An 11,997-nucleotide genomic window follows, 5' to 3' on the forward strand; every position below is an offset into this window, starting at 1 on the left:
CAACTGCGACAGTAACAAAACGGCAAGGCGCCGTCTGTCGTCCCCATCTCCGAACCTGTTGAAGATACCGGAGAGACGCCGCCACCCGCCGGACGATCACTGGCCGTCCGGACCGATCCGGCCCCCATGGGAGCCGGACCCGCAAGGCAGCAAGTCTGCTGATCAGTCAGCAGAAGCGATGATCCCGGCGAAACGCTTCTGAGCGTCTTCCGGCGTCATCGACGGATTGGCGAAGAATTCGGAGAAAAGGTCTTCCTTCTGCTTCTGGCTGTCGGCCGAAAGCAGCTGGTCGGTACCTTGGATCACGTTGCCCTTCTGAAGGATTTCGAGACCCTTCTTCATGCAATCGTTGGCGGCAGCGAGATCGACGTCACCGCGAACCGGCAGCGAACCCTTCTTCAGGTTGAAGGCAACCTGGGTCTTGGGATCGAGCAGGGTCTTGGCGAGCACCGCCTGCGCCTTGGACTTTTCTTCGTCCTTCAGCAGCGGGAAGTAGAAGGCGTCGCCACCCGTCGAGATGATCTCGTTCACGCCGAGGCCCGGCAGGCAGGTATAGTCGGTGCCGGCCTTCTGACCGGCCAGCGCGAATTCGCCCTGCGCCCAGTCGCCCATGATCTGGCCGCCGGCCTTGCCCGTGATGACAAGGTTGGTGGCCTGGTTCCAATCCTGGACGTTGCTGCCTTTGGCCATACGCCGAGCATCGTCGGCGGCCTTGAACACCTTGGCGATTTCAGGACCGGCTGCAACTTCCGCATCCTTGTCCTTGAAGACCTTGTTGAAGGTATCCTTGCCGGCAACCGCAACCATCAGCACGTCGAAGGCGCCTGTTGCCTGCCACGGCTGACCACCGACGGCGAGCGGAATGATGCCGGCCTTTTCGAGAGCCGGAGCCGCAGCGACGAACTCGTCCCAGTTCTTCGGAACTTCGACGCCGGCCTTCTTGAAGGCGGCGTTCGAAAGCCACAACCACTGCCAGGAGTGGATGTTGACGGGAGCGCAGTAGATCTTGCCGTCGATGGTGCAAGAATCGAGCAGGCTCGACGGACGAATGATGTCCTTCCACTTCTCGGCGGTCGCTACGTCGGTCAGATCGCGCATCAGGCCGGCTTGGACAAGTTCCTCGGCCTGACGCCCATGGTTGAACTGGGTCGCGCCCATCGGGTCGCCGCCGGTGATGCGGCTGATCATGATCGGGCGAGCAGTGCCGCCGGAGCCGGCGATCGCGCCGTCGACCCAGTGGTTGCCGGTGGCGTCGAATGACTTGGCCAGCTCGGCGACCGCTGCAGCTTCGCCGCCAGACGTCCACCAGTGGGTGACTTCAAGATCGGTGGCATTGGCGGCTCCTAGCGGAAGCGCGACCGAAGTGGCAAGCAGGGCTGCCATTAGACGGATTTTCATGAGTTTTCCTCCCTCACTGAAACGTTGCCGGAAAAACTTAGATCAATCGATTTCCTCACGCAACTGCCCGCAGGCAAATTTTTCCGTGATAACCGGAATTGCTACTTCTGCCTGTTTACATCAGGAGCACTGCATCCCCTTGAAACGATACCACGCCGGGTGTTCTCGCACATGCGTTTCCACTTTATCAATTTGAATTTGCGTAATAATTTTACACAAGGAACTTAGCCTTCCAATTCAGTCTCTTCGCAATCGCAATAAAACAGAGCACGGATTGCCGATTCAACCTGGACGTACAATGTTGCAATGCACACAACAAAAAGCACTCGACATTTCTACTGTATCGTTACAGATTGCATTCTTCAGGGAGGTGCGATTTTGGCATGCGGCGGGCTTACGACGCTGGAAAAAGCCTCTATAAGCGACACCAATTCGCGCAGGACGGCCTAAAGGGATGGAAAACAAGGGAAATTTCGGGAACGCGGCATCAACGCCGGCAGCGCGCGAGCGCCCGACTTTGAAGACGATCGCCTTCATGACGGGCCTTGGCGTGACGACGGTGTCGCGCGCGCTGAAGGATGCGCCGGATATCGGGGCCGAAACCAAGGAGCGCGTGCGCATGGTCGCCCGCCAGCTCGGCTACCAGCCGAACAGGGCGGGTGTGCGCCTCCGTACCGGCAAGACCAACGTCATCGCCCTCGTCCTCAGCATCGACGAGGAGATCATGGGCTTCTCGAGCCAGATGGTCTTCGGCATCTCCGAGGTGCTATCCGGCACGCCCTATCATATTGTCATCACGCCGCATTCGCACAGCAAGGACCCGATGCTGCCGGTGCGCTATATCCTTGATACCGGCTCGGCCGACGGCGTCATCATCTCACGCATCGAGCCAGACGATCCGCGCGTAAGGCTGCTGAGCGAGCGCGGCATGCCCTTTGCCACGCATGGGCGCACCGATGCGGGTCTCACGCATCCCTTCCACGATTTCGACAACGAGGCCTTCGCCCATAAGGCGGTGGAAAAGCTCGTCAAGCGCGGCCGGCGCCGCATCGCCCTGCTGCAGCCGCCGAGCAAGCTCACTTACTACGCCCATATCCGCATCGGCTTCCAGACCGGCCTGCATGATTACGGCGCCGAGGAAGTGCCGCTGCGCATCAACACCGACGCCCCGCTCGCCGACATCCGCGACGTCGTCGAGGTGATGATGCGCTCGGCCAACGCACCTGACGGCATCGTCTGTTCAGCCGGCAGTGCTGCAATCGCCGTCAATGCCGGCATCGAAGCCGCCGGCAAGGCGCTCGGCCGCGATCTCGACATGGTCTCCAAACAATCAGTACCGATCCTGAACTGGATCCGCCCCGAGATCATCACCGCCCAGGAGGACGTCCGCCACGCCGGCCGCGAAATGGCCAAAGCCGTCATCGCCCGCATCGACGGCGTCGAACCGGAACTGCTGCAGAGCGTAAGCCAGCCGACTTGGCCGGAGAGTGGTAGGTAGGTGGTCGGTTGAAGGAACGGACCGTCGGGCTCAAATCCGACGATCCGCTTTGGATCATCACAGGTCTTCGACGACGAAATTCACCAGTCGCCCCGGGACCAGAACTTCCTTGACCACCGTTTTGCCGTCGAGCAAGGCCACAACGGAAGGTTCGGATCGCGCCGCTGCAAGCAGCGCCTCGCCGAGATCGGCGGCGGCTTCGAAGCGGTGGCGAACCTTGCCGTTGATCTGCACGACATATTCGCGGGTCTCCATCTCGATCATTGCGGGATCGAAGGTGGGCCAGGAAACCCATGTCAGTGTTTCCCCGTGACCAAGCTTGCTCCATAACTCCTCCGCGATGTGAGGCGCAAAGGGTGCGAGCAACAGCACGAATGTCTCCACCACTTCGCGCGGACGCACTGCTTCCGCCGTCAGTGCGTTGGCCAGTTCCATCAGCCGGGAAACCGCGGTATTGAACCGAATTGCTTCGATATCCGCCGTCACGGTCTTCACCGTCTGGTGGCGCAAGCGCAGAAGCTGCGGGCTGGGTGCCGCCTCCAGCACCACTGGAGACAATCCATCGCTCTCGTCGCAGACAATGCGCCAGGCACGCTCCAGAAACCGACGCACGCCGATCACGCCAGCGGTCTGCCAGGGTTTTGCCGCGTCCAGAGGTCCCACGAACATCTCGTACAGGCGCAAGGCGTCGGCCCCGAACTGACGGACGACATCGTCGGGGTTAACAACGTTCAGCCGCGACTTCGACATCTTCTCGACGGCGCGCTGCACTTCGACCGACCCGGCGAACCATCTGCCCTCCTCTTCGACGACGGACGACGGCGCGCAATACCGGCCCGCCGCATCGCGGTAGGAATGAGCAAGGATCATGCCTTGGTTGAACAGCCGCTGGAACGGCTCTTCCGTCGAAACGACGCCGATGTCGTAGAGCACCTTATGCCAGAAGCGGGCATAGAGCAGATGCAGGACCGCGTGCTCGGCGCCGCCGATATAGAGATCGACCGGCATCCAATAGCGCTCGGCCTCGCGCCCGACGGGTTTGCTGGTGTTCTCCGGATCGAGGAATCTGAGATAATACCAGCAGGAGCCCGCCCATTGCGGCATCGTGTTGGTCTCCCTCCGTGCCGGAATGTCGGTGCCCGGCACGATCGTTTCGACCCAGGCCTGCGCACGGGCAAGCGGCGGTTCGCCATCCGGCGTCGGAGCATAGTCGTCCAGTTCAGGCGGCAGCAGCGGCAGGCATTCCTCGGGCAGCGGCATCACCGAGCCGTCCGCCAGATGCAGCACCGGTATCGGCTCGCCCCAGTAGCGCTGGCGGGAGAACAGCCAATCACGTAGGCGATAGGTGACCTTAGGCCAGCCCGCGCCGTTCGCCTGCAGCCAGGCGATGATGGCTTTCCTAGCCTCCGGCGAGGCCAGACCATTCAGGAAGCCGGAATTGACCATCCTCCCCTCGCCCTCAAACGCCGCCTTTTCGATATCGTCCGCACTGTCGATCACGCGAATGATCGGCAGGCCCTGCGCGCAGGCAAAGGCGTGGTCCCGCGCATCATGGGCCGGCACCGCCATCAAGGCGCCGGTGCCGTAGCCCGCCAGGACGTAATCGGCCACCCAGATCGGCAGCCGGGCGGCGGTGGCGGGATTGACGGCATAGGCGCCGGTGAAGACGCCGGTCTTCTCGCGTCCAGCATCGGTACGCGTCGCTTCCTCCAATGCCTCGGCCTCGGCGATATAGGCGGCAACCGCCTCTTGGGCTTCCGGCGTAACGGTGGTGGCGACAGCGGGATGCTCCGGCGCGAGAACGATATAGCTCGCTCCGAACAGGGTCTCGGGGCGCGTCGTGAAGACGGTGATGACCTCTTTGCCATGATCGAGCGGAAACCGGATTTCGGCGCCCTCGGAGCGTCCGATCCAGTTGCGCTGCATGGTTTTCAGGTTTTCGGGCCAATCGAGGCCGTCCAGTCCCTGCAGCAGCCGATCGGCATAGGCCGTGATACGCAGCATCCACTGGCGCATCCTGCGACGAATGACGGGATCGCCGGTCTCGACATAACGCCCGTCCTTGACCTCCTCGTCGGCAAGCACCGCGTTCTGGGCCGGGCACCAGTTGACGGCGACCTCCGCCTGATAGGCGAGGCCCATCTCGAACAGCTTCAGGAAGATCCACTGCGTCCAGCGCACATAGGCGGGGTCGGTCGTGGCGAACTCGCGACTCCAGTCATAAGAGAAACCCAGCCTCTGCACCTGCCCGCGAAACGTCTCGATATTGCGCTTCGTCGTGATATCGGGATGCACACCAGTCCGCATCGCGTGGCGCTCCGCCGGCAGGCCGAAACTGTCCCATCCCATCGGATGCAGGACATTGAAGCCGCACATGCGTTTGTAGCGGCACGTTATATCAGTGGCCGTATAGCCGAGAGGATGGCCGACATGCAGGCCCGCACCGGAAGGATACGGGAACATGTCGAGTGCATAGAATTTCGGTCTGGCCGGATCGATTTCCGCTCGGAAAATATGGTGGTCGGCCCAATAGGCCTGCCACTTCGGTTCGATCGTCTTGGGATCATAAGGCATGCATCACTCCAGCGCCGGCCGGCTTTGCGGCGGCGTGTCCTGAAAAATGGAGGCGTTCTTTGGTTCAGGAGCTGCTACGGCTGCCGGTGCTCCGGTGACGTCCGGCAGCCGCGGCTAAGTCGAAGCGCGTGCGGAGTTGCGGCGCAAGACATCTGCGCGACGCGCCCGACGAAAAAAGCGCGATGTGGCTTTGAAAACGATCTGGTGTCCATGGACGGTGGCTCAAGGCAAATAAGGAGAAAGCAAACGGCAGTGTTAACCCGGCTCCGATCAGGAGGCCGTGGTGGTAAGTCGTGCGTCGCGTGCGCGAACGTCTGCTGCTTGAGTTGCCATAATCATGAACCAAGAGTGCCCGATATGATCGCTCCTGCCAAGAGTGCATTCGCGTGAAAATCAGGATCTGTTCAAATCCCGCGGCGCACTCCTCACCAGCTGATCGAGCACCGCCGCGATCTTAGGGTTACGCACCTCGCCGCGCCGGGTAATCGCATGGATGCCACGGCAAACGGATGGCACCAAGGGTTTGACGACCAGCGCTTCGCCAAAATCTCGAAGCGCCAGTCCGGGCATCACCGAAATCGAGCACCCGGCTTCCACCAGTGCGAATACCACTTCGAAACTGTCGCTGAAGCCGTTGATGACGGGCTCGAAACCGATGTCGCGACAGGCCTGGCGGATGGCCCTGCAATAGGCGCTGGAGGCGACGTCAAGCGCCCAATGTTCATCCCTCAGCTGTGCGAGTTCGATGACGGGCTCGCTCTCCAGCCTGTGGCCAGCGGGCAGAAGCACGAAGAGCTGGTCGCGGCACAGGAACAGGGTGTCGGCCGTGCCCTCCAGCGTATGCGGATCGAGCGATATGTCGTCGGCAATGACGATATCGGCCTGCCAGGCCCGGAGCGCTGCCACGCCTTCGGCAGGTCCCATCGTCGTCATGACGATGTCGAGATGCGGATGGTCGATGGCGAGCTGGCGCATTGCGGCGGGAATGAAGGAGGAAGCCGCGGAGGGTTGGGTGGCGATCCGGAGATCTCCGGCGACGATATTCTGCAACTCGGCAATATCGGTCTTGGCTTCCTCGACGACGGCGAATATCCGGTCGGCATGCACAACGAGCCGCTGGCCGGCCGGTGTCAGCGTCACCCCTCGCCCGCGCCGCTCGACGAGCGCAATGCCGACTTCGTCCTCCAACTGGGCGATCTGCTGGGAAACGGCCGACGACGAAATGCCGATAGCATCGGCGACCGCCGCCATCGTCTCGCGGCGCGAGAGCTCGCGAAGCGTGCGCAATCGGAAGAAATCCAAACCCGTTTCTCCGGTTGATCAATCGGCCATAATTTCTAACCTATATGCTTATTTTAATTAAGTGGACCTGAAGAAAACTGCACCTTAGCCTTTGGATTCGCAAGCGGGGCATCGGTTCGAAAAAAGCCAAGATTGCCCGCCATCTCATGAGACGAGTCACGGGGGATATCGACAGGATGCAGCAGAGCGGCGTGCCCTATTTCAGCCAATGGGAAACACCTGGCATGACATTGCCGGTGCTTGCCGAGGGATCGCAGGCTCTGCTGCGCGATCCACTCTGGCGCCATTCTGGGGCCGCGACGATCGAGGAATATGCGCGCTGGGCGGTGAATGTCTGCGGCATGGCCTGCCTGAAGATGATCCTTGCTGCCCGCGGCGAGATCCATCCGACACTCGAGCTTGCCCGCGCCTGCACCGCCTATGGCGGTTATGTCGTCAACGAGATCGATGCATCGATCAAAGGGCTGATCTACGCGCCCTTCGTCCACTTCGCAGCAGAGCGCTTCGGACTTAGCGCGGAGACGATGACCGGCGTCGAGATATCGGCCATTCCGGAGCATCTCGCGAAGCGCCGGTTTTTCATCGCCTCGGTGAACTCGGGCATCCGCTGGCCGGAGTGCGAGCCGCCCTCGAAAGGCGGACACCTGGTGCTGGTGACGGCAGCCAGCGATGAAACAATCCGCTTTCACAACCCGTCCGGCCACGACGCGGCGAGCCAGGTCGATGTGACGCTGCCGCTTGCCGTCTTCGACCGCTTCTTCGCCAATCGCGGCATATCTGTCGACGCCTGACCCTTTCAACACCAGGTCGTTTCGGAGGCTTTCAATGACCCCATCCCCAAACAGGCTGCGCATTGCCGTGCTCTTCGGCGGCCGCTCGGCCGAGCATGAGGTTTCCGTGCTCTCGGCAACCAATGTCATGGGCGCGCTCAAGCCCGAAAAATACGACGCCGTTCCTGTTTTCATCACCCGCGAGGGACAATGGCTGCTGAGCAGTTTCGAGAATGGCATACTAGCGGCACCTTCATCAGGCACGGAAATCTGCCTCGTGCCGGGTGGGCGCGGCCGCGTGCTGGCGATCCCGGCTCATGGCGCGCCGCATGAGCTGGCGAGGATCGACATCCTGTTTCCCGTGCTGCACGGCCCGCATGGCGAAGACGGATCGGTACAGGGCGCGGCGGAGGTGGCCCGCGTTCCACTCGCCGGTTGCGGCATCCTCGGTTCGGCCGCAGCGCTCGACAAGGACATCGCCAAACGCCTGCTGAGGGCGGCGGGCCTGCCGGTGGCGCGCGCAGTGACGATCCATGAGGGTGCCGCCCCTTCACTGGCAGCCTTGGAAGGAGAGCTCGGCCTGCCGCTCTTCATCAAGCCTGCGCGCCAGGGATCGTCGGTCGGTGTCGCCAAGGTCCATGCCAGCCAGGAATTCGCGCCCGCCCTTACCGAGGCCTTCCGCCACGATCGCACGCTGCTCGCCGAGGAATTCGTGCGCGGCCGTGAGATCGAATTCAGCGTGCTGGAGGATGCGGCAGGAGAACTCTTCGTCTCCCGGCCGGGCGAGATCGTGCCGGCGGAAAGCCACGGTTTCTATAGCTACGATGCCAAATACATCGACGAGAAAGGTGCGGCGCTGAAAGTACCGGCCGAACTGCCGCAGGAGATCGAAACCGCCATGCGCGACGTGGCCGCAAAGGCCTTCAGAGCCGTTGGCTGCGATGGCATGGCCCGCATCGACTTCTTCCTGACGCATGACATGCGGTTCCTCGTCAATGAAATCAACACCATCCCGGGCTTTACCAATATCAGCATGTATTCCAAGGCCATGGCGGCAAGTGGTGTCACCTACGCGGAAATCATCGACCGCCTCGTAGACCACGGCCTGGCGCGCGCCCGACGGGCCGCCTGAGACGGGAGCTCGATCATGAACAGGTCGGTCTTGATTTCGGGATGTTCCGGCGGCGGAAAATCGACGCTGCTGGCGGAACTTGCCGCCCGCGGTCATGCCGTCGTCGAAGAGCCCGGCCGACGGATCGTCAAACAGGAACTCGAAGGCGACGGCGCAGCCCTGCCCTGGGTCGACATGGCGGCCTTTGCCCGCCGCGCGATCGAGATGGCGATGGCTGACCACACGACGGCGCGTGAGCAGACCGGCTGGACGTTTTTCGATCGCGGGCTGATCGATGCGGCGGCAGCGCTGCAGCACCTGACCGGAGAACCGGTCCTGGAAAAATTGAGCGCCGCCCACCGCTATCACTCGAGGATTTTTCTCACGCCGCCATGGCCCGAAATCTACACGACAGACCCCGAGCGGCGCCATGGCTTCGACGAGGCGGTCACCGAATATGATCGACTTGCCGCCATCTATCCGACGCTGGGCTACGACGTCGTGATTCTGCCGAAAATCGCGGTCGCCGACCGGGCGGATTTCATCCTCGACTTCCTCTCTCGGGAAACGAGGCAGCAGTAGACGAGATCATCAGCGCCTGCGAAAAACGCACCACTGGAACGACTGCCGGCCACCGCCGGGTGTCGTGTGTTCCTCCCGCCAGTCACGCTGAAGCGCGAAGGTGGACGAGAATTCGGTCGCAAGCGCCACCGCGTCGTAGCGCTGAACCGGCAAGCCGCTGCACCGTTCCGGCCCGTCCGGCGCGAAGGTCGCGATGATCACGACGCTGCCCGGCGCCGTGCCGGTTTCGAGCGCGCGGCGATAGGCCAGCCGCTGCTCGGGCTCGGTGAGGAAGTGAAAAACGGCGCGGTCGTGCCAAACATCGTAGTGGCGGTCGGGTTGCCATGACGTGACGTCGGCAACCACCCAGGCGATGCGGGCGGCTTCATCCCGCAGCCGCGCCTTGGCGACTTCGAGCGCCGGCGCGGCGATGTCGAGGACGGTTAGGTCGGGCCACCCGCGTTCGACAAGACGGTCGACAAGGCTCGATGCGCCGCCGCCCACATCGATCAGCGAGGCCGTTGCCGGCAGTTGCAGCTCGTCAAGCGCCCGCAAGGAAGGCCCGGGCGTCGGCTGATACCAGCTGACGCTGTCGGCAGATTTCGTGCGGTAGACCTCGTCCCAGTGTTCCCGCTTCTCGCCTGTCATCCGATACCCCATCTCTTGCAGAGCCCGATATCCTCCAGCGCCGAGCGTCTTTCAGACGCGTAGCTGATCAACATGTAAGAACTGAGACGTCTGCAACCAATCGCAGTACGCCCGGGATCATGTTCCGCGTTTCAGGACGCGAGGTGACGGTAAACGAGATCGGCGGGATCAGTTCGGGGTGCTACGGGATCGAGGCGCGCGCCCAGCCGTTCCGCAACGGCAACGGATGCCGCATTGCCGGGAGCGATATAGCTGACCAGCGACGGCAGCTTGAGCGTCGCGAAGGCCCAGTTGCGTAGCGCGAGCGCCGCTTCGGTCGCATAGCCTCTACCCTCGTATGCCTCGTAGACGAACCAGCCCAATTCCTTTTCCGGAAAGAGCGGCCCGTGATTGATACCCACCTGACCGACGCATTCGCCGGTTTCGCCAAGCTCGATCGTCAGCGCTCCGTGCCCGAAAAGCTGCCAGAGCGCCACGTCGTGACAGAACATCCCCCACGCCGCGCGTAGATCGAACGGACCGCCCATTCCGACGGATCGCGGCGACGCCATGATCTCAGCATAGGCGGCGAAATCGCCGATACCAGGCATGCGGAGCTTGAGACGCTCGGTTCGAATGGTCATCGCGCCCGCTTCGTACATGTCGCCGCCTTCTCTGTCAGCTTGGGTTTGGAGTTTCGGCCGTTGAACGGAATATTCTAGCTTTCAAATGCCGGAGCGAATTGCAACGTCCCGCTTGGCGGAGGTCCGCGAAAGACAATCCTTTGCACGAGCCGCGTATCGAGGTCGAGATACGTCAGTTGTCCATCGCTGCTGAAACCGACACGGCTGTAGATCTCGGGATTGCCGATCAGGGCGCATCCGCTGGCGCCCATCTCGTTCAACAAGTCGAGACCCCGTGCAATCATCGCCTTGCCGATACCCTGCCGCTGTCTCTCCGGCTTGACCGATATCGGCCCCAGTCCGAACCAGCCGTCATGCGATCCGTCGATCGTCACCGCCGAAAACGCCACATGCCCGAGAATCTCGCCATCCTGCTCAGCCACCAGCGATATCTTGAGATCGCCCGCCGCGCGAAGTCTTCGGACAATCTCCGCTTCCGTACCGTCGCTGTAGGGCATCGGCTTGAATGCGGTCGAGGTGAGATCATGGATCGTATCGATATCATCAGGCGTTTCGTATCGAATGAGCATCTCAGTCAATTCCTCAAGCGCGTTGTCGTCAGTGCTGCCCTGTACAAACAGTGTCTTATCCCATTGAAACCAAGTGTCGTAGATCCCAGAAAAAATCTCGCGGGGATTTCGCTACCCCTCTTCCGCAGAAGATTCCGAGGCTATAGACCTAAGCTCGTGGGCACCGTCCTGCTGATCGAAACATCGGAGCGTACCATCTCTGTCGGCACCGTCCGAAGGGTATTTGCGTCTTCGCAATCAGAGGTTCTGCGATGAATGATATCGCCGATCACGGTGTTCGTTTCGGACGAATTGCCGCCATGCTGCCGGTCAAGGACATGACCAAGGCCTATGATTTTTACACCAACGTTCTCGGCTTCAAGAAAACATTCGAGAACGGCAATCCTGTCGGCTTCATGATCCTGAACCGCGATCAGGGCGAGGTGCATCTCACCTTGCAGCCGAACCACAAGGCTGCGGACTTCAATGTTGCCCACCTGATGGTCGACAATGTCGATGCCCTGCACGCGGTTTGCCAGCAATACGGGCTGAGAATCATCAAGAGCCTTCAGGACAAGGACTACGGATTGCGGGCCTTCGTGTTTGAAGATCCCGATGGCAACCGCATTGACGTTGGCCAACCGATCTAACCCAGCCATGAGAAGTGGGTGGGGATACAGTCCCCATCCAACTTTCGCACATTTCCGAATTCCGCAGTGCCTGTCATTTGAGTCGAGCCCCTGCATCTTGTCCATCACAGGGAAAGTCGAAGACCAGCAAGCCGGGCTCCTCCAGCGGGAGCTGCGCCATGACCTGCCCTTGCCGGTTCAGCACCGCCGTCGGTCCCCAGGCGATGCGACCGTCGCGCTCGCCCGTTACGTCGGACGATATCAGCCACAAGCCTGTCTCGCGGCATCTTTCACCGCGAACGGCATTATGCAGCGGCTTGAATATTTCCGCCTTT

At 61.5% G+C, this 11,997-nt stretch carries 11 protein-coding genes and 1 pseudogene; 5 read left to right on the top strand and 7 right to left on the bottom strand.

The window, feature by feature from the left end; translation table 11 throughout:
• Positions 1-162: 162 nt before the first annotated feature.
• Positions 163-1,398, bottom strand: a complete 1,236-nt coding sequence (locus FY112_RS22205) for an ABC transporter substrate-binding protein (protein WP_131628989.1) — start codon at positions 1,396-1,398, stop codon at positions 163-165.
• Positions 1,399-1,852: 454 nt separating this feature from the next.
• Here FY112_RS22205 and FY112_RS22210 point away from each other — a divergent pair, with 454 nt between their 5' ends.
• Positions 1,853-2,896, top strand: a complete 1,044-nt coding sequence (locus FY112_RS22210; RefSeq protein WP_011652324.1) for a LacI family transcriptional regulator — start codon at positions 1,853-1,855, stop codon at positions 2,894-2,896.
• A 57-nt stretch (positions 2,897-2,953) separates the two neighbouring features.
• Here FY112_RS22210 and leuS read toward each other — a convergent pair whose 3' ends face one another.
• Complete coding sequence (leuS, locus tag FY112_RS22215) at positions 2,954-5,470, bottom strand: leucine--tRNA ligase (protein WP_151519291.1); 2,517 nt, start codon at positions 5,468-5,470, stop codon at positions 2,954-2,956.
• Positions 5,471-5,863: 393 nt separating this feature from the next.
• Positions 5,864-6,772, bottom strand: a complete 909-nt coding sequence (locus FY112_RS22220; RefSeq protein ID WP_131619759.1) for a LysR family transcriptional regulator — start codon at positions 6,770-6,772, stop codon at positions 5,864-5,866.
• Between the two features lie 176 nt (positions 6,773-6,948).
• Between FY112_RS22220 and FY112_RS22225 the strand changes: the two genes are divergently transcribed.
• From FY112_RS22225 to FY112_RS22235, 3 genes are read left to right on the top strand one after another with little or no spacing between them, the layout of a single operon-like run.
• Positions 6,949-7,563, top strand: a complete 615-nt coding sequence (locus tag FY112_RS22225; protein WP_131619902.1) for a C39 family peptidase — start codon at positions 6,949-6,951, stop codon at positions 7,561-7,563.
• Positions 7,564-7,597: 34 nt separating this feature from the next.
• The gene (locus FY112_RS22230; RefSeq protein ID WP_131628991.1) at positions 7,598-8,674 is read left to right on the top strand and encodes a D-alanine--D-alanine ligase family protein; all 1,077 of its coding nucleotides are present in this window, start codon (positions 7,598-7,600) and stop codon (positions 8,672-8,674) included.
• A gap of 15 nt (positions 8,675-8,689) precedes the next feature.
• The gene (locus FY112_RS22235; protein WP_131718608.1) at positions 8,690-9,235 is read left to right on the top strand and encodes an AAA family ATPase; all 546 of its coding nucleotides are present in this window, start codon (positions 8,690-8,692) and stop codon (positions 9,233-9,235) included.
• A 9-nt stretch (positions 9,236-9,244) separates the two neighbouring features.
• Here FY112_RS22235 and FY112_RS22240 read toward each other — a convergent pair whose 3' ends face one another.
• The 3 genes from FY112_RS22240 to FY112_RS22250 all read right to left on the bottom strand — a co-directional run bounded on the left by FY112_RS22240 (position 9,245) and on the right by FY112_RS22250 (position 11,054).
• A complete protein-coding gene (locus FY112_RS22240; protein ID WP_131628992.1) occupies positions 9,245-9,862 on the bottom strand; it encodes a class I SAM-dependent methyltransferase in 618 nt (205 codons plus the stop codon).
• A gap of 131 nt (positions 9,863-9,993) precedes the next feature.
• Positions 9,994-10,503: a GNAT family N-acetyltransferase gene (locus tag FY112_RS22245; RefSeq protein ID WP_094085742.1), complete on the bottom strand. Its 510-nt coding sequence runs from the start codon at positions 10,501-10,503 to the stop codon at positions 9,994-9,996.
• Positions 10,504-10,559: 56 nt separating this feature from the next.
• Positions 10,560-11,054 carry an N-acetyltransferase gene (locus FY112_RS22250; protein ID WP_131628993.1) on the bottom strand — a complete coding sequence of 165 codons (495 nt, stop codon included), beginning with the start codon at positions 11,052-11,054 and terminating at the stop codon, positions 10,560-10,562.
• Between the two features lie 251 nt (positions 11,055-11,305).
• On the opposite strand from FY112_RS22250, the gene FY112_RS22255 reads away from it, so the two are divergent.
• Positions 11,306-11,683 (top strand): VOC family protein, encoded by a 378-nt coding sequence (locus FY112_RS22255; protein WP_094085740.1) that lies wholly within the window; start codon positions 11,306-11,308, stop codon positions 11,681-11,683.
• Between the two features lie 73 nt (positions 11,684-11,756).
• Here the strand turns inward: FY112_RS22255 and FY112_RS37200 are convergent.
• Positions 11,757-11,997 (bottom strand): annotated as a pseudogene (locus FY112_RS37200) (carbon-nitrogen hydrolase family protein); the annotation flags it as partial.

Origin of the sequence: Rhizobium sp. PEPV16, assembly GCF_008919455.1 — a bacterium.
In the GTDB taxonomy this organism is placed as follows: domain Bacteria; phylum Pseudomonadota; class Alphaproteobacteria; order Rhizobiales; family Rhizobiaceae; genus Rhizobium; species Rhizobium leguminosarum_Q.

What these genes read in the sequence shown, in the direction of transcription:
- FY112_RS22205 (WP_131628989.1), bottom strand. Translation starts at nt 1,398, where the DNA reads ATGAAAATCCGTCTAATGGCAGCCCTGCTTGCCACTTCGGTCGCGCTT.
- FY112_RS22210 (WP_011652324.1), top strand. Translation starts at nt 1,853, where the DNA reads ATGGAAAACAAGGGAAATTTCGGGAACGCGGCATCAACGCCGGCAGCG.
- leuS (WP_151519291.1), bottom strand. Translation starts at nt 5,470, where the DNA reads ATGCCTTATGATCCCAAGACGATCGAACCGAAGTGGCAGGCCTATTGG.
- FY112_RS22225 (WP_131619902.1), top strand. Translation starts at nt 6,949, where the DNA reads ATGCAGCAGAGCGGCGTGCCCTATTTCAGCCAATGGGAAACACCTGGC.
- FY112_RS22230 (WP_131628991.1), top strand. Translation starts at nt 7,598, where the DNA reads ATGACCCCATCCCCAAACAGGCTGCGCATTGCCGTGCTCTTCGGCGGC.
- FY112_RS22235 (WP_131718608.1), top strand. Translation starts at nt 8,690, where the DNA reads ATGAACAGGTCGGTCTTGATTTCGGGATGTTCCGGCGGCGGAAAATCG.
- FY112_RS22240 (WP_131628992.1), bottom strand. Translation starts at nt 9,862, where the DNA reads ATGACAGGCGAGAAGCGGGAACACTGGGACGAGGTCTACCGCACGAAA.
- FY112_RS22245 (WP_094085742.1), bottom strand. Translation starts at nt 10,503, where the DNA reads ATGTACGAAGCGGGCGCGATGACCATTCGAACCGAGCGTCTCAAGCTC.
- FY112_RS22250 (WP_131628993.1), bottom strand. Translation starts at nt 11,054, where the DNA reads ATGCTCATTCGATACGAAACGCCTGATGATATCGATACGATCCATGAT.
- FY112_RS22255 (WP_094085740.1), top strand. Translation starts at nt 11,306, where the DNA reads ATGAATGATATCGCCGATCACGGTGTTCGTTTCGGACGAATTGCCGCC.